At 63.6% G+C, this 25688-nt stretch carries 23 protein-coding genes and 1 tRNA gene; 10 read left to right on the forward strand and 14 right to left on the reverse strand.

Annotation, left to right across the window (positions count from 1 at the left end):
* Nucleotides 1-25: 25 nt before the first annotated feature.
* Complete coding sequence (locus tag AC07M7_RS17860) at nucleotides 26-1021, reverse strand: hypothetical protein (RefSeq protein WP_495207964.1); 996 nt, start codon at nucleotides 1019-1021, stop codon at nucleotides 26-28.
* 3 nt (nucleotides 1022-1024) lie between these two features.
* The gene (locus tag AC07M7_RS17865) at nucleotides 1025-1630 is read right to left on the reverse strand and encodes a hypothetical protein (protein ID WP_495207965.1); all 606 of its coding nucleotides are present in this window, start codon (nucleotides 1628-1630) and stop codon (nucleotides 1025-1027) included.
* Between the two features lie 340 nt (nucleotides 1631-1970).
* On the opposite strand from AC07M7_RS17865, the gene mobQ reads away from it, so the two are divergent.
* Nucleotides 1971-3509, forward strand: coding sequence for a MobQ family relaxase (gene mobQ, locus AC07M7_RS17870; RefSeq protein WP_495207966.1), 1539 nt, complete (start codon nucleotides 1971-1973; stop codon nucleotides 3507-3509).
* Nucleotides 3510-4374: 865 nt separating this feature from the next.
* Here the strand turns inward: mobQ and AC07M7_RS17875 are convergent.
* From AC07M7_RS17875 to AC07M7_RS17905, 7 genes are all read right to left on the reverse strand, one after another.
* Nucleotides 4375-5277, reverse strand: a complete 903-nt coding sequence (locus AC07M7_RS17875) for a plasmid partitioning protein RepB C-terminal domain-containing protein (RefSeq protein ID WP_495207967.1) — start codon at nucleotides 5275-5277, stop codon at nucleotides 4375-4377.
* Nucleotides 5274-6170: a plasmid partitioning protein RepB C-terminal domain-containing protein gene (locus AC07M7_RS17880; RefSeq protein ID WP_312661326.1), complete on the reverse strand. Its 897-nt coding sequence runs from the start codon at nucleotides 6168-6170 to the stop codon at nucleotides 5274-5276. Before AC07M7_RS17880 ends, AC07M7_RS17875 begins: the two co-directional genes overlap by 4 nt.
* Nucleotides 6167-7735 (reverse strand): recombinase family protein, encoded by a 1569-nt coding sequence (locus AC07M7_RS17885; RefSeq protein ID WP_495207968.1) that lies wholly within the window; start codon nucleotides 7733-7735, stop codon nucleotides 6167-6169. Before AC07M7_RS17885 ends, AC07M7_RS17880 begins: the two co-directional genes overlap by 4 nt.
* Before the next feature lie 165 nt (nucleotides 7736-7900).
* Complete coding sequence (locus AC07M7_RS17890; protein ID WP_427783793.1) at nucleotides 7901-8689, reverse strand: NYN domain-containing protein; 789 nt, start codon at nucleotides 8687-8689, stop codon at nucleotides 7901-7903.
* A gap of 10 nt (nucleotides 8690-8699) precedes the next feature.
* The gene (locus tag AC07M7_RS17895; protein ID WP_495207969.1) at nucleotides 8700-10196 is read right to left on the reverse strand and encodes a restriction endonuclease; all 1497 of its coding nucleotides are present in this window, start codon (nucleotides 10194-10196) and stop codon (nucleotides 8700-8702) included.
* A 161-nt stretch (nucleotides 10197-10357) separates the two neighbouring features.
* Nucleotides 10358-11860, reverse strand: a complete 1503-nt coding sequence (locus AC07M7_RS17900; RefSeq protein WP_495207970.1) for a DUF6538 domain-containing protein — start codon at nucleotides 11858-11860, stop codon at nucleotides 10358-10360.
* Between the two features lie 84 nt (nucleotides 11861-11944).
* Nucleotides 11945-12037 (reverse strand) — tRNA-Ser (locus tag AC07M7_RS17905).
* A 144-nt stretch (nucleotides 12038-12181) separates the two neighbouring features.
* Here AC07M7_RS17905 and dnaX point away from each other — a divergent pair.
* The 4 genes from dnaX (at nucleotide 12182) to AC07M7_RS17925 (ending at nucleotide 15723) form a co-directional block, all read left to right on the forward strand.
* Entirely contained in the window at nucleotides 12182-14239 is a 2058-nt protein-coding gene (dnaX, locus tag AC07M7_RS17910; protein ID WP_495208009.1) for a DNA polymerase III subunit gamma/tau, read from the forward strand.
* Between the two features lie 6 nt (nucleotides 14240-14245).
* The gene (locus AC07M7_RS17915) at nucleotides 14246-14566 is read left to right on the forward strand and encodes a YbaB/EbfC family nucleoid-associated protein (protein ID WP_004154630.1); all 321 of its coding nucleotides are present in this window, start codon (nucleotides 14246-14248) and stop codon (nucleotides 14564-14566) included.
* Nucleotides 14567-14696: 130 nt separating this feature from the next.
* Complete coding sequence (recR, locus tag AC07M7_RS17920; RefSeq protein WP_046982807.1) at nucleotides 14697-15296, forward strand: recombination mediator RecR; 600 nt, start codon at nucleotides 14697-14699, stop codon at nucleotides 15294-15296.
* 67 nt (nucleotides 15297-15363) lie between these two features.
* Nucleotides 15364-15723 (forward strand): histidine triad nucleotide-binding protein, encoded by a 360-nt coding sequence (locus tag AC07M7_RS17925; protein ID WP_046982806.1) that lies wholly within the window; start codon nucleotides 15364-15366, stop codon nucleotides 15721-15723.
* Between the two features lie 80 nt (nucleotides 15724-15803).
* On the opposite strand, the gene AC07M7_RS17930 is transcribed toward AC07M7_RS17925, so the two are convergent.
* The 4 genes from AC07M7_RS17930 to AC07M7_RS17945 are packed head-to-tail and all read right to left on the reverse strand — an operon-like array spanning nucleotide 15804 to nucleotide 20170.
* Nucleotides 15804-16331: a Slp family lipoprotein gene (locus tag AC07M7_RS17930; RefSeq protein ID WP_004154632.1), complete on the reverse strand. Its 528-nt coding sequence runs from the start codon at nucleotides 16329-16331 to the stop codon at nucleotides 15804-15806.
* Nucleotides 16328-18277 (reverse strand): transglutaminase TgpA family protein, encoded by a 1950-nt coding sequence (locus AC07M7_RS17935; RefSeq protein WP_495207971.1) that lies wholly within the window; start codon nucleotides 18275-18277, stop codon nucleotides 16328-16330. Before AC07M7_RS17935 ends, AC07M7_RS17930 begins: the two co-directional genes overlap by 4 nt.
* Nucleotides 18270-19184 (reverse strand): DUF58 domain-containing protein, encoded by a 915-nt coding sequence (locus AC07M7_RS17940; RefSeq protein ID WP_046982845.1) that lies wholly within the window; start codon nucleotides 19182-19184, stop codon nucleotides 18270-18272. Before AC07M7_RS17940 ends, AC07M7_RS17935 begins: the two co-directional genes overlap by 8 nt.
* A gap of 32 nt (nucleotides 19185-19216) precedes the next feature.
* On the reverse strand, nucleotides 19217-20170 hold the full coding sequence (locus AC07M7_RS17945; protein ID WP_046982804.1) for an AAA family ATPase: 954 nt from the start codon (nucleotides 20168-20170) through the stop codon (nucleotides 19217-19219).
* Between the two features lie 42 nt (nucleotides 20171-20212).
* On the opposite strand from AC07M7_RS17945, the gene AC07M7_RS17950 reads away from it, so the two are divergent.
* Nucleotides 20213-22048: a glycosyltransferase family 39 protein gene (locus tag AC07M7_RS17950; RefSeq protein WP_136638934.1), complete on the forward strand. Its 1836-nt coding sequence runs from the start codon at nucleotides 20213-20215 to the stop codon at nucleotides 22046-22048.
* Nucleotides 22049-22144: 96 nt separating this feature from the next.
* On the opposite strand, the gene AC07M7_RS17955 is transcribed toward AC07M7_RS17950, so the two are convergent.
* Nucleotides 22145-22714, reverse strand: a complete 570-nt coding sequence (locus AC07M7_RS17955) for a Maf family protein (protein ID WP_495207972.1) — start codon at nucleotides 22712-22714, stop codon at nucleotides 22145-22147.
* 113 nt (nucleotides 22715-22827) lie between these two features.
* Between AC07M7_RS17955 and AC07M7_RS17960 the strand changes: the two genes are divergently transcribed.
* The 4 genes from AC07M7_RS17960 to AC07M7_RS17975 all read left to right on the forward strand — a co-directional run bounded on the left by AC07M7_RS17960 (nucleotide 22828) and on the right by AC07M7_RS17975 (nucleotide 25568).
* Nucleotides 22828-23337, forward strand: a complete 510-nt coding sequence (locus AC07M7_RS17960) for a YceD family protein (RefSeq protein ID WP_046982801.1) — start codon at nucleotides 22828-22830, stop codon at nucleotides 23335-23337.
* Nucleotides 23338-23445: 108 nt separating this feature from the next.
* Complete coding sequence (gene rpmF, locus AC07M7_RS17965) at nucleotides 23446-23640, forward strand: 50S ribosomal protein L32 (RefSeq protein ID WP_004154640.1); 195 nt, start codon at nucleotides 23446-23448, stop codon at nucleotides 23638-23640.
* A gap of 91 nt (nucleotides 23641-23731) precedes the next feature.
* Entirely contained in the window at nucleotides 23732-24709 is a 978-nt protein-coding gene (locus tag AC07M7_RS17970; protein ID WP_046982800.1) for a beta-ketoacyl-ACP synthase III, read from the forward strand.
* Nucleotides 24710-24785: 76 nt separating this feature from the next.
* Nucleotides 24786-25568: a BUD32 family EKC/KEOPS complex subunit gene (locus tag AC07M7_RS17975; RefSeq protein ID WP_495207973.1), complete on the forward strand. Its 783-nt coding sequence runs from the start codon at nucleotides 24786-24788 to the stop codon at nucleotides 25566-25568.
* Nucleotides 25569-25688 lie beyond the last annotated feature (120 nt).

The following is a 25688-nucleotide window of genomic DNA, read 5'->3' on the forward strand; positions in this document are numbered from 1 at the left end:
TGCGGCGAAGGGTCGCCAGGCAGGATCAGAAGGTTGCGGCTCTTTTAGAACCGTCCGTGATATCGGGGTAGAACCCGTCGGCTGGCTCTCCGCCAGCGCGGATTCTTGCATAGGCGTCGATTGCTCCGTCCATCTCTCCGCTATTGCTGAAGAGCAGCAGGGCGCAAAAAGCGGATACTAGGCTGTAGGAAGCCTTACGCTCATCCTGGAGTAACTTGGGGGGCCATCTGGATGACCTGTCTTGATCTACTATGAAATGAGCCAGTTGTCTTACTTGCTTATATTCTCGCCCGGCGGAGGAGGGGTCGAAAATCAATGCGCCAGCACTCCTTTTGATGCGCGCCACTATGGTGCTGTGATTCTGGCGCATAGAGTGGAGAGCATGGCGATCGCGATTGATGGCTGCGTAGATGTCTTGGTTCTCTTCGATAAATCGCTGGTTCCCGAACTCGTTCGGATTGAAATTGGGGAGCTTTGCCATTGATGGCGTGAACGTGGGTGACCGTGATAGGTAGTCATAAGGGAGCTTCAGGACCTCCTTGATGAACGCTTCGTCCACGTCGCAGCGATAGGAGTGGTCTTGTCTACGCTTAAGGAACCATTGGCGCATCTCACGCATGGTTTGTTGGTCAAATATTCCAAGCTCGATACCCTTGGAAACCCAGTCCCCAATCAGTCTTGTTAAAGCTGAGTTGGTCGAGGTAAACGTGACAAGATGGTCATCCAAGGACGAAGTGGTGCTATCGGTCTCGAACTCGCACAGCTCTAGATGTTCCGGGAAGCGGAAATGAGGCTGGCTTGTAAGGCGTCTTGGGTTGGACTTTGAGCGGCCAGAGACAACCACTGCTGGGCCGCCTAGGCCGCAGCCAGGACAAACCACGTCGCGAGCGATGAAGTCTCTATCCGTTTGCGCTATGTGAGTCGGGTCAAGCTTTGTGGCGCTGCCGGGATGCAGCCAGCCAAGCAACTGTACAACATCGTATTCGCCCTTCATGCTCTTGGAGTAGGCAGAGATCGGCATAGGTCATGGCTCCATGGATAGGCGCTTGCGTGCGTAGCGGACGAAATCATCGTATTGCGGAGCAAATTTTCGAGCGCTGTTGTTCAAGATGATTGCGCTTTGCTTGACCGAATCTGGCCGTTCCCCGCCTCGTTGCTTCCAAGGATAAACCGTTCTTAGCTCTGGATTTCCATCATTAGGAATGGTTTCGCGCATGAAATCCTCGTATAGCCCGTGGGCGGCTTCGTAAAGCGCCTTCCGCTTCCGTTCGATCCTCTTGTCCAGAAACTCAAGCTCCGGCCGATCCCAGTCGCGAACGAAGTCGAGCAAGTGTTTCAAATCCGAGGCGTAGTAGTCTCCGCCGAAGTCATGGTGCTTCAGTAGTTGGATGCTAGGGTTGTGAGGGAAGTTGCTTAGGAACCTGGAGTAGATATCACGGTCATGGCGGACGCTCGCTTTTTCCTTCGAGACGCCTAGAGATGTTGAAACGATAGCCACGATGCCTGCGGCAATGCTTGACCCGTCGGAAGGGTTAAATGGTTTGCCGTCGACCAATGAAGTCACAATGCTGTAGATCGGAAAGGCTATCGCCGCGAAGCCTGAGGCAAAGAAGACGATTCTGAGTATCATCGAATAGCCTCCTCCCCGGTGTCCCGCATTCGCGTTAAAGGAGATTGTGGCGCTAGTTGCGATTTTCTAAGTTCAAATCTGGCGGCGTCCTTTGGCCTCTTAAAGTTGAGCCAGTCCATGTGCCTATCACTCCCTCGGTTCTTCTCCAGAGGTAGAGGATGTTAAATGATCTATGGTGCTGCTTGGGGAGATTTATTGAGCCGGAGAGGAAGCAAGAGCGCACTTAGGCATCCTGACGGATGCGTGCGCCAAGGACTCCGCCCCTGGAACCCCAAGCCTCTGCGAGGCTTGCCAACGGCAAAAGCTGGTTCATAAAGAACCTGTCTTCACAGGAATCTTTATGGCCATCTTCCACACCTCAATCAAAACTTTCAGCCGCGGCCGCGGGCAGTCGGCCGTCGCTGCGGCGGCCTACCGGGGCGGGCTGCTGCTCATGGACTTGCTCACCGGGCAGCAGCACGACTACCGCCGCCGTAGTGGCGTCGTTGAGAGCTTCTGCCTCGCCCCGCCTGATGCTCCCGCGTGGGCCTTGGACCCTCGGGAGCTCTGGGCAGTCGCAGAGGCTGCGGAGCGGCGGAAAGACTCGACTGTGGCGAGGGAGTTTGAAGTCTCCTTACCCCATGAGCTATCCGAAGAGCAGCGGGCGCACTTGGCGTTTGTCATCGCCGACGCGCTGGTCGATCGTTATGGGTTCGCTGTCCAGGCCAGCATCCATTCGCCTGGCACGCCTGATGGGCTCAACCACCATGTCCATATCCTGGCCACCACGCGCCGCCTCGGACCTGAGGGCTTTGGGGACAAAACCCGGGAGCTGGACGTGGGGCCGTCTGGCAAGGTCCAGGTGCAGTGGATTCGGGAGATGGTCGCGGCGACTACAAATGCCCACTTGGAGGCGGCCGGCCTGACCAGCACCATCGACCACCGAAGTCTGGCCGAACAGGCACGATCTGCGATGGAGCGAGGCGACGACTTGGCGGCAGCGGCGCTTTCGCGCGAACGGACCCAGCACCTAGGCAAGCATGCTGCGGCCCTAGCTGGGAAGGGTGTGACGACCGACAAGGCAAGCACGAACGACCAGATCGCCGAAGACAATCGGGAGCACTATGACTTCCTCGTGCGCAAAGCCGGGCTGGAAGGAAAGCCCGCCCCAGTGCCTGGTCACGAGCCCGTAAAGCGAGGTGGGCGAGTGTTCAATGCGGAAACCGCAGGACTACCTGGGGGGCTGGAGATGCGAGGCGTATCCGGGGTCCGGCTGCAGAACCTGCTCCTTTCGTCTCACGGGCATACGCCGGAGCAGGCGCCGATCAGCCTTGCCGAAAAGATTCTCGATGCATTGCGCGACGTGGAAGAGATTTCCCGGGCTAGGGCAGACTTGGCCATGGAAAAGATTCGCGATGCCTTGAGGTGGGCTCAGCGTCAGCTTTCCTCTCAAGGAGAAACCAGCGAGCTTCGACAGTGGATCACGGTGGCTGTGGTTCAGATCCGTGCCCTCAAGCACCTCATCATTGGGCGGGCTCGCAGGCTACTTAACGTGAAGAGTGCAACCAGGCTGCGTCACATGGCCGAGCAGGAGTGGGAGCGGTTCAACTCCGATTGTCCGCCGGGGTCAACCAGATACTCGAGGTCGGAGTGGACTCTGCGCCGAGGGCGGCGGCTTTCGGTTCTTGAGAAACATACAGCGGAGTTGAAGGTGGCTCAGGAGAGGGCGTCAGAGGGGGAACTGAGCGCTATCGATGCCGAAATCCTTGCGAAAGCTGAGCTGCTTGCTGGCTTGCCTCATCCCTCAGCCGCAACTCCCAAGATCGCTGAGCCCAAGCCTGTGCCGCCTGGTGTCCTGGGTTCCGCCCCGTCTGTCCCCCGAGGGCCAACGTTTCACTGACCCTACAAAGAACAAGCCCCGCGAATGCGGGGCTGTTGTTCAATGGGGGCCGGTGGCCACCGATGGTTTTCGAGCCGGCTGTGGTTTCGCTGGCGGAAGGCCGCGAGACGCACGCCAAGCATCGGGTGAAGGGAAGCGTATCGGCGCTTGGCTTCGGTCCACGCTCGCCGCTTGCGATGCATTGCGGCTCGTGGGAGCGTAGGCGAGGGGCTGACCACCTTGGCCTCCCTGCGATTCCGCGAATCGACGCAACAGTAGTCTTGCGACATCCAGTGCATGTTGAACATCCAACTCACGCTCAGCAGCGTTGCGGGTGTTATTTTCAGGCAGCAAGGCTTGAAGAACCTGGCTGGCGATACGAAGTTCGACGTTTGCTGGCATTTGTAAGTCATCTGATGAAGGGTCTTCACATCGAAGCACCCAGGCGGAAATGCGCAAGCCTATGATGACGCAGCGCGTCACACATTTGCCGTTTGGATGCCTTGCCTTAAGCGTCGAGAGTTGCTGCGTCAACGCCTCTTGAGCATCGAGAGCCGGGGCAATGTCGGAAGTGGTTTCTTCCAGAGGCGTATTGGTATTGGACGCAAGGAGTAAACGCCTGTTGGACGAGCACCTCCTGCCAGCGGTTGGCCAACGTGGCGTGGTTTCCATGCTCGCGCCGCAGCACCACGCAGCCAAACTGGGTCACCATCAGCAGGCTGTACTGTTCGGTTAATTGCCTAACAATCGGTGCATCAAACCGGCTCTCCACAGCTGAACGCATGGTTAGCGGTGTGGGGGCGTGTTCGTTTGAATGGATGGCCGGCGAATGGCTCGCGTCACCACCGGGCAACACTTTAGAGACTGGGTTTGGGAGCTCAAGAGATTACCCTGCTTTGAGAAGCTTGATATCTGCAATGCGCTGGAGCTGTTGAAGATGGTCTGGCTTGTTCTTGGCCAGCCATCGCACCACCGCTGCATTTTCCAGCAGGGCCGACCCAATGTGGGTTTTGACGATTTCGAGCTGGAGGCTGGCGGGACCGTAGTTTTCCTCCAGCAGCTTCGTATCGGCTTGTAGTGCTGCCAGCTCCCTCTCTAGGCGTTGGAGAGCCTCGATAGGGGCGCCGTTGGCCAGCTTTACCGCAGAAGGCTCTGTCAATTGTTCCGCCGGCGTGTTTTGGAGAAGCGCCGTTGCAAGCTTGATCGAGTAATCCCCCAGGTTGACCATGGTCTGGGCAGCATCGATCTGTCGGAAGGGCTTCATTTTCCGCAGCAACCGAAAGACGCCTGCGGCGGCGGGTTTGTCGGCCAGGATGGCGGTCGCTTCGTCGCAAACGCCATCCAGAAGCCGGAATTTGTCCCGGATGGAGCTGGCCGAGATGTTGAGCACCTCCGACAGCTGTTCCACGGAAACCCCTCGCTCTGCTGCTCTGAGGATCATCCGATGCTCTTGGACTACCGAAAGACGGTTTACCTGCTTGTTGTAGGTGTAGCCTTCGTCGTCCGTCGAGATGAGGCAGGGGGCCACGGATGCGCCCAGTTCCCTCAGGGCTTCCAGGCGCATTCGTCCATCCAGGACCAAGAACCGCCCGGCAGTGCCCCGGTCCAGGGTAACCACGATGGGTTCGACCAATCCTACCGTCCTGACCGAGCTCACGATCTGCTGATACTTGACGGAGGCCTTGGTCCCCGTGGGCATGGCCACGCTGTAGTGCAACTGGGCCAGCTGAATGTCCACGCAGTCCTTTTCAAAGCCCAGGCGTACGCCCGAAGATTGCTTCTTGCTCATCGGGCCAACCCTCTGCGCGGCAGCAGGTCAGCCAGTGGTTGCGGGACGCTGGTCAGCCCTTCCGATTGGAGAAGTCCGCAGAACTCTTTGGAGGCAAACAGTTCTTTGAAGATCTGGCGGGCCAGGAGGAGCGATTGTTGCGTGAACTCGGCCTTCTTCTGGATGCGTTGGTGCATCTCCACGTCGCGCTTGTAGAGCTTGGCAAGGTCCTCGGGGGTAAGCTTCTTCCGCGGCGTGCCGTGCGCGTAAGTGCTGGTTCCCTTTTTGCCGCTTCTGGCTCGATGGGCAAGGATCTGTCGGACGACGGTCACCTTCTTTCCCTTGAGCTCACCGGCCTCGTAGGCGTCCATCAGCAACTGTTGCGCATCGCGATCATTTGCCCGGGAGATGTTCACGGCAAGCGCCAAGGAAATGTGACCCGCTTCGGCGGCGGCGAGCAGACGTCGCTCTCCTCGCTCCATGAGGTTAGCCACGCTGTTCACCCAGGACGGAGTGCAGCCCAGCTTGGTGGCTATCTCCGGGTCTGAGTAACCGCGCTCTCTAAGGACCTGGACCTGTTCCATGGTCTCGGCCGCCCTGGGCGTGCGGCGAGCCACATTCTCCACGATGCTCATGACGTGGCCTGTATGCTCGTCCACGTCCAGTATCAGGGCGGGAATCTCGCGGTGGCCCAATAGCTTGCAGGCCTCAAGGCGGCCTTGGCCACAGATCAGTGCATATGGGAGCGACGTTTCATCGGGAGATGCCTTACGAACGCTAACGGGGCGTTTGAGCCCCACCGTTTCGATGCTTCGAGTGATGCCACGGTGGATGCGTTGGTTTCTGACACGCGGATTGGCGACATGGATGTCGGCAATGGGGATCATCTGAACGCTTGTGCTTTTGTTCGTCATGCGGCCTCCAGCAATGCGGCCCGACCGGCCAAGGCGAAGAACTCCTCCAGCGTGTCCATGCGGTAGGCGTCCAAGGAAAAGCCGTTGTCCTCCATGGAGGGCATGCCATCGGGAGTGAAGTCGATGGAGGGAAGCACGTAGTAATCGTGGGCATGACGGTTACCGGGATCCATCCGGATCACTACGGTCAGATGCGGCGTCAGGCTCGCATCCAGTCGGATGCGCCAGCGGTTAGAGCCAGCGGGTGTGGGCTTGCACCGTGCGATGACGACGGACGTGAGGAGCTCACCGTTCACCCGCAGCAGGCCGGTATCCCGGCATGGCTCGACCCACCCACCGTGTTGGGCGATGCCATCCACCACCAGCTGGACCATCTCGGGATGCCGCTGCCGAAGGGCGCGGTTGATCTCCAAGTAGGCGTAGTCGCGTTTGGGGGAGTAGCCAACCAAGCTATACGCCCGGAGCAGGCTACCAAACCGATGACGAAAGGCGCTGCTGGAGGGGACGCCCTCTTCTTCGTCGATCAGCATCCCTGACAGCGCGCCATGCCGCTCGAGCAGTGAGCGCAGAGCTTCCAGCATCTGGCGGTCGTCTAAGTGGACCGAACGTGCCGCGATGACTGCTTGAACGCGCTCGAACAGATCAAGCGGAACAATGGCTTCAAACGCATGTTCCTTTCGCACCCACGCCTCTGGCGGGTTCTGAACGTGTTGCAGCTTCAGCTTGAACGAAGTCCGGTTGTAGACGTTGTGGCCGACGTATTTCTCATTCGTCAGTATTTGATGGATGGTCCCTCGGCTCCAGAGGCCACCCACCTCATTGGGGATGCCTTCTCGGTTCAGGACGGAGGCGATGACCCGTTCGGGCATGCCGTCCGTCAGAAACAGCCGATAGATGCGCAAGACGATTGCGATTTCATGCGCAGGCCCGGGCACCAGGATCACCCGATCGGTCTGGATGCTCTTTTGTTCTCCTCGAGCGAGCACAGCCTTGGGCTGGAGATGCTCGTCGACGAGTTGGCGGCGCAAGCCATACCCCGGGGTGCCCCCTTGTCGGAACCCGTGCCGCACGATGTTGCAGGCCCCTTTGAACACCTTGTCAGATAGCTCACGGCTGTATTCGGCGGCCATGCTGCGCTTGAGGCCAATCATGATGGTGGATGGCAACGAGCCATCGTTGTTGAACGCTTCCGCGCAATAGATGACCGGCACACCATGGCTCTTACAGGTGTGAACGTAGGCGGCGGCCTCGTCGGGGTCGGGGAACCGTCCCCAACGGCTGACGTCGTAAACCAAAATGGCGTTGAAGCCAGGGGTGGGGAGCTTCACATCCCGGAGAAGGGCTTGAAGAGCGCTCCGACCTTTGAGGTTTAGTCCACTCTTGCCGGAGTCCTCGTAGGTTTGGACGATCTCCATGCCGTGCGCCTTGGCATATTCGGCAATTGCCGCAGCCTGGTTCTCCGTGGAGTAGCGCTGATGCTCGGTCGACATGCGCACATACTGGGCAACCGGAAGGAGCCGATCAGGAGACTGAATAGCATCGGTCACTGCGTGGTGCGAGGACACGGCCAGCGCTTCCCATCTAAGACTATGTATTCAGCGACCGTAGGCGGGCAGTTTGACGGTCTCGTTACGCTTGGAGTTCGTGGCTGAACCAATCAAGTTCGTGACGCATAGGTGTCGATAGTCGATCGAGGTGGTCAAGGCGCTCTGGGAGCGCGGGTGATACGACTACGCGTGCTCATTCGTTTCAGGCCGCGCGAGACTGACGGTCCACTGGCCTCCTTCCTGCTGGCGTAGGGTCAGCAGGTCATAGGTCTTCAGCATGCTGAGTAGGCCCGAATGCCCATATGCATTGGGAGAGAAGGACGGGTCTGTTCGTTTGAGGTATTGGCCCAACGGCCCCAGTCCTACCTCGCCTTCCGAGGTGTCTCCAGCCAGGAGCGTTACCGCTTCCACCACGAACTTGGGACGGCGCTTGGGAAGCGGCTTGGTGTCCGCCGCGGTGGGCTCAGCTTTGTTGCCCTCGGCTTTGGCCGGTGATGCATTGGGCCGGTCCTCGCATGGTTCGGTGATTGCTTTGCGCTCCCATTCGAAGAACTGATCGCAAGCGTTTCGCAGGGCCGCCGGCGTCTTGGGCTCGCCGACGATACAGACAGTCGCTCCGCGCTCCCGCAGCTTCCGGCACAGGTAAGCGAAGTCGGAGTCACTGGTCACCAGGCAGAAGGTGTCGGCGCGATGATCGAACAACGCCTCTTGAGCATCAAGAGCCAGGGCAATGTCGGAAGTGTTTTTTCCAGAGGCGTATTGGTATTGGAGGCAAGGGGTAAACGCCTGTTGGACGAGCACCTCCTGCCAGCGGTTCGCCAACGTGGCGTGGTTTCCATACCCGCGCCGCAGCACCACGCGCCCGAACTGGGCCACCATCAGCAGGGCGTGCTCCACGATCTCGGGACTGACGTTGTCGCAATCGACCAAAACGGCCACTTTGGTGTCGTGAGGGACTGATCCGTTAGCCATTTTCTTGTCCTTAAGCTGCGATGCGTGCATCCAAGCCGGCGTGTTCCCTCAGCAAATAGAGCAGACCACCCCCGTCGATCAGCTCAATGGGCTTGTCTTTGGCAAAGTTGAAGGCTTCGGTGCCGTAGCCGCTGGTGCAAACCAAGATACCCTTGCTGGCGCCTTCGTTGAGCATGGTCCCGTAAAGGTCGCGGACCGCGCTGACCCCTACGGTGTCCCGATAGCGCTTGGCCTGTATGACGACCTTCCCGCCCAAGACGGGCCGGGTGTCAAAGGCCACCGCATCCACTCCACCATCGCGGGAGCTCCGGGTCAGTTTCGTGTCCAGCCCCATCCGACTGAACAGGTTGGAGACGAGTGCTTCGAACTCGCTGGGGGTCAGATCCAGAAGGTTGGGGCGCGATTCAAGGCCTGAGAGCACGTCCGATTGCGCGATGAAGCGCTTGTCGACCATGTTGAATTCGACGATTGGTTTGATGGCCTGCAATTCATCGGGCCTGTTTGAGACCTGAGCACCCAGGCTGCGCAGGCATGCAACCTTTTCCACGCGTTCAAGGCGCAGCTGAAGAAAGGCGGCCTTTGTTGCCCGGACGGACACCACCGGCACCCGAACCTCTTGACCGGTGGTGGGATCGTGGGTGTCCACCACACCATTGAAGGTGACCAGCGCCAATGCGTTTGCTTGATCGGCCTCAAAGGCTTCGTGCAAGGTCCTCAGCGCGATTGACGCAATGATGTCTTGGTAGAGCGTTTTGATGTCGCTGGCCTTGCGCGCCTTGGAGTCGATCGCATCGCGTGTTTTGACGTAGCGATAATCGGCTTCGGTGGGGACGACGCCCACCTCGGGCAGGTCATACTCAATGACCAATTCCTTGGATGCCTCGGCATAGGCCAGCCTGAACGCCTGAGGGAAACCCTCGGAGGGGTATTCGGAGCGCGTGAGCACCATGTCGTTGTAGGCCACGACGGCATCAGGTTCGTTAGCCAGGTAGGCGCTCTGAAACTCATCCACTTCAGCGTTTCGGCGACCAACGTCAGCCTCATAGAGCGCTCGTTCGGTCTCGTGTTGGGCCCGTAGATCGGCCAGCCGTTGCTTCTTTTGCGCTTCTGCGCGATGGAACTGTTCGAGAGCCTGCTGGTGGGCATGATGGGCCGCCGCCTGGGCTGCCAAGTGCCGCTTTGCGGCGCCGGGCCAAAAGCGTGAGAAGCCGGTGGGGCCCGGAACCTCGACCTCGACCGGCGCCAACCCCGGAACCAAGTCCTTGGGCACCTTGAAGCCGGGATAGGGATCGGTGTGACGCAGGCTGTCGAAGCTGATGGTGTCGTTCACCGACAGGGTGTGTAGAAGCAAGCCTTCCAGCTCCTCCAGCCGGTCTTTGAGCTCGGCGTTGAGGTCGTCCGCTTCAGCCTGGCGGTCTTGGAGGTATTCGGCTTTGGCCAAGCGCGCAGCTTCCTTCTCCTGCTTCTCCAGGGCGCGCAGCTCCCGCATCTGCTGTGCAGCGGCCATGCGTTCATGGCGCTCCAGCTGCCTCAGTTGTGTCGCTTGCATTCGCTGCTGGCGCTTGCTTTCGCGCTGCGCTGCCGCCGCTGCCCGGCCGGCTGCCCGCAGAAACCCTTCTAGGCCGCTCCGTCGTCCCATACATCCCCCTGATGTCGAATATCTAAAGACTAACCTGTCGACGTCCTTCTAACGCGCCTTCTGGGCGTTTGGTCGTTCAAAAGGGCGCGCAGCGCAGGCAGGTTCAAGCCAAAATCTAGGACCGCCAGGCCCGGGGTGTTCTTTCCAGGCCCATGCAGCTTCTCGTCGGCGGTGAACTCGCGGCTATACGTGGCGTGGTGCTCGTCGTCCAACTCGTGTCCCACCACCTGGGCCCGGAGCTCGGACGGTACGCCCGCCCCTTGGAGCGACTGAATGACGGTTTTCCGGAGCGAATGGAAGCCGCGCTTGCCGGGCGTCCAGTTCTTGCCCACGGCTTCCAGGTGGCGGCCGAGCGCCTTGGTGATCCAATTGCCGGCGCCGTTCTTGGCATCCGGTTTGGCGGCCGGGAACAACCGTTTTGCATCTGCCGCCCTTAATCCCTCAACCCATTCCTTAAATCCAAGCGCCAGCAGATCAGGGTGAACCGGCACGGTTCGGATGCTGGCATCGGATTTGAGCTTCTGGTGCTCCCCTTCGTCGGACATGTGGATGCAGAGCAATCCCGCCTGCTCGGTGACATCGCTGGGAAGCAGTTGGCCCACCTCAGCGGCGCGAGCGCCGGTGTAAAGACCAATGACCGCCGCCCAGCGGGCAGAAAGCGCCAATTGCTCGAAGGCGGCTGGCGCAAAGAGGGCTTGGACTTGGTGGGCGTCGTAGGGCTTGAAGCCAAATTTCCGCCGGGCTCGCTTCTCTCGGATGGAGTAGGTGACATGCCCAGCGGCAACATTGTCACCCCTGGGGTAGTAGCCCGAGGCCATGGACCACTCGAAGAAGCCGCCCTTGCCCCCAATGTAAGACTGCTTGTTGGTCAGGGTGGGGGTGGACGAGCCCTCTTCGCGCATGTGCTGATACCAGCGGGCCAAGTCCGTGCGCGTCAGCGTGTGGAGCTTGGTCTTGCTCCCGAGGAAGCCGACCAAGGAAACGATGGCCGTGCGCTTGATCGTCCAGGTCTTGGGCAGCGTGTTGCCCTTGAGCGTGGCCAGCCAAGCATCGCAGGCGTCTTCGAGGGTGATGGGGGTCAGTTTGGACTTCGGGACTGGCGCCGGGGCGGGGGAGGGGGCGCCATTGACGGCGTCCAGCAACGGGTCTGCGCCCTGGTGTTGCATCTTCTGGAAAAGCCGCAGGTCTTCCTCGTTGTCGATCTGCCAGCGCTCGGTGACCGTGCCATCGGCGGCGCGGGACCGGTGAAGGATCAATTCCTTCAGGTTGTCGGATTGGGTCAGGCGGGCGATCAGTTCATCGGCCTCGCGCTTGCTCAGCTTGTCCACGCGTTGGTCCCTCAACACATCGAAGGCCTGAGCATAGCCCGCAGCCAGGGCCAGTGCGCGCAGCCTAGCCGTGGGCAGGTCGCGGGTGCGCAACGTGCGCTTGAAGACGCGTCGGCCAACCACGCCTTGAAGGTCGGTAGGGACGCGTTGCCGGAAAGCCCAAAGGCCGGTGGGAGAGCGGGTGAGGTGATGGGGGATGCGCATCGAGAGATGTGTCCCGATTTGTGTCCCGCCGAAGGTCACTCCAGAAAAGCAAAAACCCCTGCGTAAACAGGGGTTTGCGTAATCTGGCGGAGAGAGGGGGATTCGAACCCCCGAAGCGCGGTTTAGACGCTTACACACTTTCCAGGCGTGCTCCTTCAACCACTCGGACACCTCTCCAGATCCCTGCCATCGGCAAACGCCTCAGCAGGGGCGCAGATTCTAGCGGGCTGCGCGGCACTTCACAAGCACCCCAGTCAGGAACCTGCGAAGGACGCGCCGGAGGCGAGGGGGCTGGACAGGCATGGCACAATGGAACATCCGATGGAAAACGGTGGCCTGATGTCCTATCTCGTCCTTGCCCGCAAGTGGCGTCCGAAGCGTTTTGCCGAGCTGGTGGGCCAGGAACACGTGGTCCGTGCGCTCAGCAACGCGCTGGACAGCGGCCGGGTCCACCACGCGTTCCTGTTCACCGGCACCCGCGGCGTGGGCAAGACCACCATCGCGCGCATCTTCGCCAAGTCGCTGAACTGCGAGCAGGGCACCAGCGCCGATCCGTGCGGCCAGTGCGCGGCCTGCCTGGACATCGACGCCGGCCGCTACATCGACCTGCTGGAAATCGACGCCGCCTCCAACACCGGCGTGGATGACGTGCGCGAGGTGATCGAGAACGCGCAGTACATGCCCTCGCGCGGCAAGTACAAGGTCTACCTGATCGACGAAGTGCACATGCTGTCCAAGGCGGCGTTCAACGCGCTGCTGAAGACGCTGGAAGAGCCGCCGGAACACGTGAAGTTCCTGTTGGCCACCACCGATCCGCAGAAGCTGCCGGTCACCGTGCTCAGCCGCTGCCTGCAGTTCAATCTCAAGCGCCTGGATGAGGACCAGATCCAGGGCCAGATGACCCGCATCCTTGCCGCCGAAGAGATCGAGGCTGACGGCAGCGCCATCGTGCAGCTGGCCAAGGCCGCCGACGGCAGCCTGCGTGACGGCCTGTCGCTGCTGGACCAGGCGATCGCCTACGCCGGCGGCGCGCTGCGCGAGGATGTGGTGCGCACCATGCTGGGCACGGTCGACCGCACACAGGTGGCAGCGATGCTCGATGCGCTGGCCGAAGGCGATGGTCCGCGCCTGTTGCAGGTGGTGGCTGCGCTGGCCGAATTCTCGCCGGATTGGAGCGGCGTGCTGGAAGCGCTGGCCGAAGGCCTGCATCGCATCCAGGTGCAGCAGCTGGTGCCGGGCGCTGCGGCTGCCGCCGAAGGCCTGGACGCGACAGCCTTTGCCGAACGCCTACGCCCGGAAGTGGTGCAGCTCTGGTACCAGATGGCCTTGAATGGTCGTCGCGACCTGCCGCTGGCGCCGAGCCCGCGCGCCGGCTTCGAAATGGCCGTGCTGCGCATGCTGGCGTTCCGCCCGGCCGCGGCGGTCCCGCCGGTGCCGAAGTCGGTGGACGGTGCAGGCAATGCGTCGGGCGGCAATGCTGCCGGTGGCGGCACCGGTGCGGGTACCCATGAAGCGACGCCGGCGACTGCCGCCGCTTCGGCAAGCCCGGCCGTGGTGGCGCAGTTGGCCGCTCCGGCGCAGGCCGCGCCGCGCGAGCCTGAACCCGAACCTGAGCCGGCCCCGCAACCGGAGCCGGATCCGACGCCGGAACCCGAGCCGGTTCCAGTGGAAGAGCCCGTGTCGCCGCCGCCGGTAAAGGCCGAAGCAGCGGCGCCGCCGTCCGCTGAAGCAGATGCGGGTGATGACCTGCCGCCGTGGGCCACCGACGAAACCGGGGCGCGTGACGAGGCGCTGGCGGCCGAGATGGCTGGTCCGGATGCGGCGATGGTCGCGCCCTGGCATGAGCCGCCGGCTCCCGTCGCGGTCCCCAGCGAGCCTGCGCAGCCCGAACGTCCGTTCCGCGCCGAAGGCATTGCCATCGCGCCGGCCGAACCGCCGGGGCCGGCGCGTGATGCCCCGCCGCTGGAAGGTGTCAGCGATCTGGCCAGCGCCGAGGACTGGCTGGACCTGGTCGCCAACAGTGGCCTCAGTGGCCCATCGAGGCAGTTGGCCGCCAATGCCGCGTTCATCAGCTGCCAGCACGGGACCTTGAAACTGGGCCTTTCGCCCGGATTTGAATACCTGCGCTCGGAGCGCGCGCTGGCTGCGCTGGGCGAGATGCTGGAGAAGGCCCTCGGCCAGGCGCCGAAGATCGTGGTCGAGACCGTGGAAACCGAACACGTTCCGGCCGAGACCCTGCACCAGCGTGCCGATCGCCAGCGTGGCGAGCGGCAGCAGGTGGCAGAGGCTGTTTTCATGGACGATCCGGAAGTGCAGGTGCTGATCCAACAGCACGGTGCCCGGGTTGTTTCCGATTCCATCCGTTCTTTTGACGAGTAAGACACTATGCGCGGCAACATCGCCCAACTGATGCAGCAGGCCCAGAAGATGCAGGAAAACCTGCAGAAGGCCCAGGAAGAAATCGCCAAGATCGAAGTGACCGGCAGCGCCGGTGGCGGCATGGTCAGCGTGACCCTGACCGGCGCCAAGGAATGCCGCAAGGTGCGTATCGACCCGTCGCTGGCCAGCGACCCGGAGATGCTGGAAGACCTGATCGCCGCCGCTTTCAACGACGCCTCGAACAAGATCGATGCCGAGTCGAAGTCGAAGATGGGGTCGGCCACCGCCGGCATGCAGCTGCCGCCAGGCATGAAGCTGCCGTTCTGATCTTCAGCGGGGTGCCTGTTGTTGCGGGCACCCCGCACAGTCGAGCTTGCTCGACTGTCTGCAGCAGTCGAGCAAGCTCGACTCTACACATACCCGTCGGGCATGCCCGGCACGATCGAAGCACCCTGCCGTGTCCGCACCCCTGCTTGAACAATTGATCGACGCACTGCGGGTGCTGCCTGGCGTTGGCCAGAAGACCGCGCAGCGGATGGCCTACCACCTGCTCGAGCGCGAGCGCGAAGGTGGCCAGCGCCTGGCTGAAGCGCTGTCGCTGGCGGTGGAGCGCATCGGCCATTGCGCACAGTGCCGAGATTTCAGTGAAACCGAGCTGTGCCCGACCTGCGCCAACGGCAGCCGCGAGCGCAGCCAGCTGTGCGTGGTGGAATCGCCGGCCGACCGCCTGGCGATCGAGAACGCTACCGGTTTCCGTGGCGTGTACTTCGTGCTGCAGGGGCGGCTTTCGCCGCTGGATGGCATCGGCCCGCGCGAGCTGGGCCTGGAGCAGCTGGAGCGGCGGCTGGCCGAAGGCGAGGTACGGGAGCTGATCATCGCCACCAGTGCCACCGTCGAGGGCGAGGCCACCGCGCATTACCTGGCGCAGCTGGCGCGCGCACGAAAGGTTCAGCCGAGCCGTTTGGCGCAGGGGCTGCCGCTGGGTGGTGAACTGGAATACGTCGATCGCGGCACGCTGTCGCACGCGTTCGGGACGCGCAGCGAGTTCCGCGATTGAGCGCTGGCCGGGCATCGTCCGGCGCGGCCGGCCTACAATGCGGGAGACATTCCCGCCGAGGCTGACCATGAGCAACGAAACCCTCTTCAGCAAGATCATCCGTCGCGAGATCCCGGCCACCATCGTCTACGAGGATGACGAGGTGCTGGGCTTCAAGGACATCGCACCGCAGGCGCCGGTGCACGTGCTGTTCATTCCGAAGAACGAGATCATCCCGACCCTGGACGACCTGCAGCCGTCGCAGGCGCACCTGATCGGCAAACTGGCGCTGGCCGCTGCCGAGTATGCGCGCCGCGAAGGCTTCGCACGGGACGGCTACCGCATCGTGATGAACTGCCGTGAGGACGCCGGGCAGACCGTGTTCCATATCCACATGCACCTGCTGGCCGGTGGGCAGCTGGGGCATTTCGGTACGCCGGGGCGTTGAGCGCAGGGCATCCATGCCATGCGTGGATGAAAAAAGGCCGCCCGAGGGCGGCCTTTTCCGTCATGCCTGTGCGGTGACGATCACCACCAGCCCCAGCGTCCATAGCCACCCCAGTACGGGCCATACGGGCCCGGGCCCCACGGGCCGTAGGGATAGGGCACCACATCGACCTGGCGCTGTTCCGGCCACAGGTAGATCACATCGGCCGACAGCTTCGGCAGGCGGTAGTCATAGTCGCCGATGCGGGTGTTCTGGTAGCCGTCGATCTTGCCGATGAAGGTCACGTCACGGCCGGCTTCGAACACGGCCGGGTCGTAGAAGCCGGCGCGGCAGGCGATGAAGCGGCCGTCGCTGGCGTCGGACGAGGTGGTGTTCGGGCGGCCACTGGCGTTGAGCGGGCGCGAGATCATCTGGAAGCAGGTCTCGCCCTGGCCGGGCTTGGTTTCGATGATGCGGCCGCCCCAACGGACGGGCGTGCCGACCTGCTGGGTGGCGACCGAGTCGCGCGGGGAGACCAGGCTGAACTGTCCCTGCAGCGGCTTGGGGGCCGTGGCGCAGGCCGACAGGGCCAGCGTGGCCACAGCGGTGAGGAAGAACTTGGTGTTCATGGGGAGGCTCCGGAAGTCGGGCGATGCCTGCGCAGGTCCCGCAATAATGAAGCGAGGTCGGTGCAAGTTCCAGCGTAGCGCGCGTCGTCGAAACGCTGGCTGAGCGCCAGCAGTGCAGGATCGGGGCGGCGGGCATGTACCCGACGCGCCCAGTCCTGTGCGGTTTCATGCGGTTCGCGGGCCAGGCCGAGGCGGGCGTAGCGGCGGCCCAGCCGGTGCCAGGCGCGCAACAGCGGATCACGTTCGCGTTCGCCGCGGGCCAGCAGCCAGGCCATCCACGCCAGCGCCATCAACGCAGCCGTCACGAAGCCGGCTATCAGTTGTGCCGGCCCCAGGTCATCCAGCCCGAGCGGCTTGAGCAGCTGCTGCTGGCGGCGGGCATCGAAGGACAGCACCAGATCGTTCCAGCCGCGGCGCAGCCAGTCGCCCATCTGCCCCAGTTGCAGCCAACGCTGTTGCAGCGGGCTGTCCGTGCCGGCCTGCAGGCGGTCGTCGAGGGTGTCGAGAATACGTTCGGGGGCGACGGCAGCGGTGGGGTCGACGCGCACCCAGCCACGTTGCGGCAGCCACACTTCGGCCCAGGCGTGGGCGTCCATCCGCCGTACGATCCAGTAGTCGCCAAGGCGGTTGCGGGTGCCGCCGGCGAAGCCGGTCACCACGCGTGCCGGAACGCCGGCGCCGCGCATCAGCACCACGAAGGCGGCGCTGAAGTGTTCACAGAACCCGGCTTTGTAGCCGAACAGGAACTCGTCGACCGGATCGCGTCCTGCCGGGGGCGTTTCCAGCGTGTAGGAGAAATCGGTGGTGATCCATTGCAGCGCGCGGCGGACGATGGCTTCGTCATCGCCACCGGCGTCCTGCCGCCATTGCTGGGCGAGGGTTGCCGTGCGTGGATTGAAGCCGGCGGGCAGCTGCAGCGTCGCGCGCCGGAGGTAGGGCGAGAGCGTGCTGTCGAAGTGCTGTGGTGGTGCCGAATGCAGTCGCCAGCGGCTCAGCGAGGCCAGCGAGCGCTCGCTGCTCAGGCTCATGTCCGCGTCCAGCGTGCTGCCGGCAGGGGCGCGGCTGGGCAGGTCCAGCGCCACCAGCTGACGGCGGTCGGTGGGCTCGTAGTCGATCTGGTAGTCCCAGCCCTGCACACCGGCAACGACGACTGCCGCAGGCCGCCGTGCGCTGGCGCGGTCGCGCGTCCAGCGCCGGCCATCGAAGGCAGTCAGCACCGGGCCACGCCAGTAGCGTTGCGTCGGCTCGGGTACGGCACCGAAGAACTGCACACGCAGCGCCGGGGTGTCGTCGGCCATCAGGTCCAGCCATTGGCCGGGTTCCATGCTGTCGGACAGCCCCGGCGTGCCGACGGCACGTTCGGGAACACCCCACAGCGGCGTTGCCAGGCGCGGGAACAGCCAGAAGCTGGCCAGTGCCAGCGGCAGGCCGATCGCCAGCAGACGACCGACACTGCGCAGCTGCCCACGCAACGGCAGGCGGCCAGCATGGCCTTCATCCTGGGCCAGGCGTTGCAGTGCAAGCAGGGCGCCGACACCGGCCAGGGCGGCCAGGGTCGTGGTCAGTGGTCCCTGGTCGAGCAGGAATGCGGCAAACGGAGCAAACAGCGCAAAGCCGAGCAGGCTGCGCGCGTCACGCAGGCTGCGCAGTTCGCTGGATTTGATCGCCAGCATCGCCGCCAGCAGGGCGCAGCCGGTATCGCGCCCCGGGCGCACCATGCCCATCTGCCAGACGATGGCGGCGAGCATGCCCAGCACCAGCAGCAGGCGTATCGGCATCGGCAGCACGCGTCGCCAGGACAGGGCAGCGGTCAATATCGCAGCGATCGCGATCACCACCGCCAGCAGCGGTGGCAACTGCAGCAGCAGTGGCAGCAGGGCCAGCGCCGCACAGGCCAACGTCCAGGCACGTGTGCTGCGATCCAGTTGATCGAGGGGATCAGCCATATGGCATCAGCGCCAGCGCGCGCAGGCACAGGTGGTGATGGTTCGCGCCCTGGCCGGGCCCGAACGGCGGGTGCGCCGGCAGCAGCAGGGTGTAGCGGCGGCCCTCGCGTTCGGCCATGCCGACCCAGCGCGCCAGCCGCGCGATGCGTGCTTCGTGGCCCAGCGGTGCCAGCATGCGCCAGTCCAGCACCACTTCGATGCCGGCCGGCTTTTCGTATTCGCGCACCAGCAGACTGTCGCGGCGTGCCGAGTGCTTCCAGGAAATGCTGCGTGGCGCGTCGCCGGCGCGGTAGGGGCGCAGCTGATGCAGTTCCTCACCACTGGCATGGGCACGCGTGTGCAGGGGATCGTTGCCACTCTCCGGAAGTGCAGGTGCGGTTGTCTCGGCCAGTGGATAGACCAGCAGCGGTTGTTCCGGCCACACCCACGACCACGCCCGCACCAGGCCCAGTGGCTGGGTGGTGGACAGGCGGATGCGCGGCAGCTCCAGCCAGCCGCGGCGTTCGCTCGGTACCTCCAGTTCCACCTCACCGCGACCGTGTGCCGGCAGTGAGGTCCAGGTTTCGCTGTCGCCCAGCTGCAGGTGCAGGCCATGGCGCGCGCGCGGATCGCGCAGCGACAGGTCCACGCGCAGGCGCAGCGGTTGCCCGGCCGGCACCGGCTCGGCGGAGATCGCATCGATCTGCACGCCGGACAGCTGCAGGTGCGCGGCAATGGCACTGGCGATGGCCGCTGCCGCCAGCAGCAGGGCCAGCAGCAGCGCTGGATTGTTGTTGTAGTTCAGCGCGCCGAGGAGCATGGCGGCCAGCAAGGTGGCAACGAACAGGCCGAAGCGGGTGGGCAACACATAGATGCGATGGCGATCCAGTCGCTTCGGCAAGGCTTCTGGCCTGCGCGGCCGGGCCATCAGCTGCAGTCGTGCCCAGCGTGTGGCCACGTTCAATCCACCGCGACGGTCTGCAGGATCGCACGCGCCAGTGCCGGCCCCGAGCTGGATTCCGCCTCCGCCACCAGCCGGTGGCCGGCCACTGCCACGAACAGGGTCTGCACGTCTTCGGGCACTACATGGCTGCGGCCAAGCATCAGCGCATGCGCCTTGGCCGCACGTAGCAGGGCCAGGCCTGCACGCGGTGACAGGCCGACGCGTACACCAGCGTGCTGGCGGCTGCGGGTCAGCAGCGCCTGCACGTAGTCGATGAGTGCGTCGCTGGCATGCACCTGGCCGACCGCATCGCGCAGCGCACGCACCTGGGTATCGTCCAGCTTCGGTACGGCGCGTGCGATCAGGTCGCGGCGGTCGGTGCCACGCAGCAGCTCGCGTTCGGCCTGTGCACTGGGGTAACCCATCGCCAGCCGCAGCAGGAAGCGATCCAGTTGCGAATCCGGCAGCGGGAAGGTGCCGGACAGGTCCACCGGATTCTGCGTGGCGATCACGAAGAACGGATCGGGCAGCGGATGGGTCTGTCCATCCAGAGTGACCTGCTGCTCGGCCATTGCCTCCAGCAGTGCGCTCTGCGTGCGCGGTGGCGCGCGGTTGATCTCGTCGGCCAGCAGCACGTGGGTGAACACCGGGCCGGGATGGAACTGGAACTGGCGGCTGCCCGCTTCATACACCGAGACGCCCAGTACATCGGCGGGCAACAGGTCGGAGGTGAACTGCACGCGCTGGAAGCTGAGGCCGAGGCTGCTGGCCAGTGCATGTGCCAGCGTGGTCTTGCCCAGGCCAGGCAGATCCTCGATCAGCAGGTGCCCACCGGACAACAGCGCGACGAAAGCCAGCCTGACTTCCGGCACCTTGCCCAGCACCAGTGCATTCACCTGATCCTGTGCCTCCCGCAGGGCCTGTCTCAATTGATCGGTTAGCATGCTGGGGTTGGGGGACGAAGCTGGCATGATCGTCTCAGTTCTGGAATCCACTCGATTATCCATAGAGCGATGCAAGGCGAACAGCGCGCACGAACGATATTTCTCTGGTTATGGACGCTGGTCACAGCGGCCAAGCTGGTGGTGGCCGCGCGCCTGCCACTGTTTGTCGATGAGGCGTTCTACTGGCAGGAAGGCCAGCATCTGGCGGCCGCCTATTCCGATCTGCCCGGGTTGACTGCATGGCTGGCACGACTGGGCGTGGAGATCGGTGGCCACCACGTCCTGGCGTTGCGCCTGCCGTTCCTGGCCATTGGTGCATTGCTGCCGCTGCTGGTGGCGCGCATCGCCACGCGTTGGTTCGGCAACGTTGCCGGATGGCAGGCCGGCAGCCTGACACTGTTGATGCCGTTGTCGGCCACGCTGGGGCTGCTGGCGGTGCCGGACGTGCCGATGGCACTGGCGGCCGTGATCTGCCTGCACGCCGGTGCGCGCCTGCTGCACAACGTCGATGCGTCTTCGGCGATGAAGCTGGCGCTGGGCCTGATGATCGGTGCGCTCAGCCACTATCGCTTCATCGGCGTCATCGGCGTGGGCTTTGTTGCCTTGCTGGCGCTGCCGCAGGGACGGCGCATGCTGGCTGATCCACGCGTATGGGTGGCGCTTGCAGTGGGCGTGCTGGCCTGGCTGCCGCTGCTGGCGTGGAATGCGGACAATCACGATGCCGGGCTGAAGTTCCAGGTGGTTGAGCGCCATCCCTGGACTTTCGAATGGGCCGGGCTGTGGTTCCTGCTGATCCAGCCGATGCTGGTCACGCCGATCCTGTGCATCGCGATGTGGAAGGTGGCGTTGGCGGGCACCCGCAGTGGTGGCGGCGCGCGCGTGCAATGGCGTTATTTCGGCCTGGTCGGTGGTGTTTCGACGCTTGGCATCTTCCTGCTGGGGTTCTTCACCGATGTCGAGCGGATCAGCTTCCACTGGCCACTGCCGGGCTATCTCGCGCTGCTGGTGGCGGTGCCGGTGGTGCTCAACGGCTGGCCGCGCTGGCTGCGCCGTACCGGCTGGTGGCTGGCTGGCGCCGGCATGGTGCTGGCATTCGGTTATTACCTGATGGCATCCACGCCTTCGCTGCGTGAGCAACTGGCGGGCAGCAAGTACTACCCGCGCAACTTCGCCGGTTGGCAGCCGCTGGCGGTGGCGGTGCGCGATGAGCTGCAGCAGATGCCGGCCGGCACGCGCGTGCTGGCCGGCAACTTCAAGGTCGGGGCCGAACTGGGCTTCCAGCTCGGCAATGGCGATATCGAGGTGCTGCCGCATCCGCTCAACGACAAGCACGGCCGCACCGCGCAGCTGGCGCAGTGGGGGTTGCTGCACGAGGGCGAGCGTGCGGCGCCGATGCTGTTGGTGCTGTCGCCCAGTGACCAGCGTTACCGCGATCTGCTGGCGCGCTATCACGCCATCTGCGGGCAGGTCGGGCCGTTGCCCGCGCCGCGGGTGGTCAGCAGCGACCACGGCTTCCAGCGTTTCCTGCTGTTCCGCCTGCCGGCACAGCGCGCGGCGGGTCCGTGCGTGACCCCGGCGATGGCGTGGCTGGATGCGCCATCCAACGGTGAAAAGGTTTCGGGCACGCTTGCCATCAAGGGCTGGGCGTTCAAGGACGGCGTCGGCCTGGCGCGTGTCGAGGTGCTGGTCGATGGCCGCTCTATCGGTAGTGCGCAGTACGGGCGTGTGTTCGACGTACGTCACACCTGGCCGGACAGCACCGACCCGCGGCATCCGGCGGTGGGCTTCGATGCGTCGCTGGATACCGCCACTCTGGCACCGGGCCGGCATTGGCTGGGCCTGCGCCTGCATGGCAACGATGGCAGTGTGGAAGAGTGGCAGGAGCAGCCGTTCGAGGTTCGTTGAGTCCGGCTTTTGCAGAGTCAAGCCATGTTCGACTGCTTCTGTTCCAGAGTGCAGGTGGCCAGGGAAATGCAGTCGAGCATGGCTCGGCTCTACAGTTCAGGGCACCGCGAATCCCGCTCTGCGCAGCAGCCCGCACAGCGCGATCAGCGGCAGGCCCACCAGTGCCGTCGGGTCGCGGTTGTCGATCGCCTCGAACAGGCTGATGCCCAGGCCCTCGCACTTGAAACTGCCGGCACAGTCCAGTGGCTGTTCTGCGGCTACGTAGCGGGCGATCTCGTCCTCGCCCAGCGCGCGGAAACGCACTTCGGTCAGGTCGATCGCCGTGAAGGATTCTCCGTCTCGCGTGAGACTGATGCCGGTATGGAAGCGCACGGTGTGTCCGGACATTGCCTTCAATTGCGCGCGGGCCGCCTCGACCGTGCCAGGCTTGCCCAGCGGCTGGCCGTTCAGGTCGGCCACCTGGTCGGAGCCGATCACCCAGGCGCCCGGATGACGGGCAGCCACCTCGGCGGCCTTGGCGGCCGCCAGTCGCATGGCCAGGGCCAGCGGGGGCTCACCGTCCAGCGGGGTTTCATCCACGTCCGGGCGTGCGCAGTCGAAGGGCAGGCCCAGCCGTTGCAGCAGTTCACGGCGGTAGCGGGAGGTGGAGGCCAGGATCAGCGGCATGCGACAATACCGGGGCAGGGCGCGGCAGTCTGGCCCGTCCGCAACGCCAGCGGCAAGTCCTGTATGGCGGGCATTTGACAGCCGCCGCCCCGATCCTTAGTATTCAGCGGCTTATGTCCGCGAACGTGCCCGAAACGCTGGATGCCTGGCGGATGGTTGTAGCGCGAAGGCGCTTCGACGGCCAGGTCTCTCTGGCTGAATTGACCCGCCTGCAGGGGTTGGTCGCCGATACCGACGGTGAGTGTGCCTACTCGCTTGAATTCGGTCGCGACGACATCTTGCGGGTATCCTATGTGGAACTGACCATCGACACCGCGTTGCCGCTGACCTGTCAGCGCAGCATGCAGCGATTCCTGTTGCCGGTGAAGGTGACCCAGAGGCTTGGCCTGATCCGCGACGAGGACGAGGAATCGTCTTTGCCGGAGGAATACGAGGCGTTGCTGGTGCCGGAAGATGGCCAGCTGCGTCCGCTGGACCTGGTCGAAGACGAGTTGGTGCTGGCGGTGCCGGTGGTACCGCTGTCGCCCGATGGTGAAGCAGTCGACAAGGACTGGGCACCGAGCGAAGAAGAAACAAAGAAGGCCAACCCGTTTGCGGCGTTGGCGGCCTTGAAGAAACAATAGCAGCCGGATTGTCGTCGGCGGCTGCGGCGAAAGCGAAAGTGTGCTGGGCGCTGGCGTCCTGCGCGACGATACGACGAAGCAAAAACGAACCGAGTTTGGAGCAATCCCATGGCTGTCCAGAAATCCCGTGTCACCCCGTCCCGCCGCGGTATGCGCCGTGCGCATGACGCCCTGAGCGCCAAGCAGCTGTCGACCGACCCGACCACCGGCGAAGTGCATCTGCGTCACCACATCACTGCCGATGGTTTCTACCGCGGCAAGAAGGTCATCCAGACCAAGACCTCGGCCGTCGAAGAAGATTGATGTGCCGGGAAGGCCGCTGCCTCCGGGCAGCGGCCTTTGCCTTCTTTCCCGGGCTTGCCGGTGATCGGCGGCCTGCGCAACAGGAAACATGATGAGCAAGCGGATCTATTCGAGGATCGCGGGCACCGGCAGCTATTTGCCGGAAAAAGTCCTGACCAACGCCGACCTGGAAAAAATGGTCGAAACCTCGGATGAGTGGATCCAGTCGCGCACCGGCATTCGTGAACGGCACATCGCGGCCGAAGGCGAAACCACCAGCGATCTCGGCTACAACGCCGCGCTGCGCGCGCTTGAAGCGGCCGGCATCGACGCTTCGCAGCTCGACATGATCGTGGTCGGTACGACCACCCCTGACCTTATTTTCCCGTCCACCGCGTGCCTGATCCAGGCAAAGCTCGGTGTGGCCGGATGCCCCGCCTTCGACGTCAACGCGGCCTGTTCGGGTTTCGTGTTCGCGCTGGGCGTGGCCGACAAATTCATCCGTTCCGGCGACTGCCGGTACGTGCTGGTGATCGGCGCCGAAACACTGACCCGCATGGTCGACTGGAACGATCGCACCACCTGCGTGCTGTTCGGTGATGGTGCCGGCGCCGTCGTGCTCAAGGCCGACGAAGAGACCGGCATCCTCAGCACCCACCTGCATTCCGATGGCAGCAAGAAGGAGCTGTTGTGGAACCCGGTGGGTGTCTCGACCGGGTTCAAGGACGGCACCAACGGTGGTGGCACCATCAACATGAAGGGCAACGACGTGTTCAAGTACGCCGTCAAGGCGCTGGACTCGGTCGTGGACGAGACCCTGGCTGCCAACGGCCTGGACAAGTCCGACCTGGATTGGCTGATTCCGCACCAGGCCAACCTGCGCATCATCGAAGCCACGGCCAAGCGCCTGGACATGTCGATGGAGCAGGTCGTGGTCACGGTTGACCAGCACGGAAATACCTCGTCCGGCTCAGTGCCGCTGGCGCTGGACGCTGCAGTGCGTTCGGGCAAGGTCGAGCGCGGCCAGCTGCTGCTGCTGGAAGCCTTCGGTGGCGGCTTCACCTGGGGTTCGGCCCTGCTGCGCTATTGATAGTGCAAGTTACGACAACGTGAAGTCTGTCGTTACGGCCCCTCTGGGGCCGTAACGCGTTTAAGGAGGACCTGTCATGGTTGAGCCCATCGTCATCGAAGGGCAGCGTGCCTGGCTGAAGCAGTACGGCAAGGGAAGCCGGGCGCTGGCTCTGGGCCTGCTCAATTTTGTTGCCCGCCGTTTCCATCTCGATGCCCTGCGCCCGCCACCGCATCGCGGCGGTGATGCTGCACGCGAAACCGAAGCCCGTCGCTTGGCTGAACTGCAGGCGCAGGGAGTAAACGTGCCGGATGTGCTGGGTGCCGGTCATGCCGCGCTGGTGATCGGCGACAACGGCAGTTCGTTCAATACCTGCCTGCGCGAAGCCGACGAGGCTGGTCGCGACCGGTTGGTGATGGCGGCGATGCTGGCCATTGCCGAGGCGCATGCGCGCGGGGCCTATTTCGGCCAGCCGCTGCCGCGCAATCTCACCTGGGACGGCCAGAACGTGGGCTTCATCGACTTCGAGGAAGATCCGCTGGAAGTGATGGATCTGTCCGAAGCGCAGGCCCGTGACTGGCTGATGTTCGGCTATGGCGTCGCCAAGTATTACGCTGACCGCCCCGAGCGCCTGCAGGCGATGATGGCCGAGGCGATGGGCGACGTTCAGGCACCGGTGCGCGAACATGTGCATGCGGTCAGTGGCCGCCTTCGCAATCTGGCCAGGGTCTGCATGAAGCTGGGTCGTTCAGCGCGCGCGCTGGCGCATTCGATCTTCATCGCCCATGGCGCCAGTACCGCTGGCGTGCTGATGCTGGTGGGCCTGTGCGTGGATTTCCTCGCCGACGGCGATCTGGACGTCCTGCAGCTGTTCTGCTGATCGTCGGCTGGGGTCAGATCCCTTTTCCATGGGGAAAGGGATCTGACCCCGGATCTCCAGCGCCCTGCGACCACCATGGACCATACGCGTGCATACGCGCACGTACAGACGACACGGCAT

The sequence above is a fragment of the Stenotrophomonas sp. GW821-FHT09E08 genome (genome assembly GCF_059416125.1).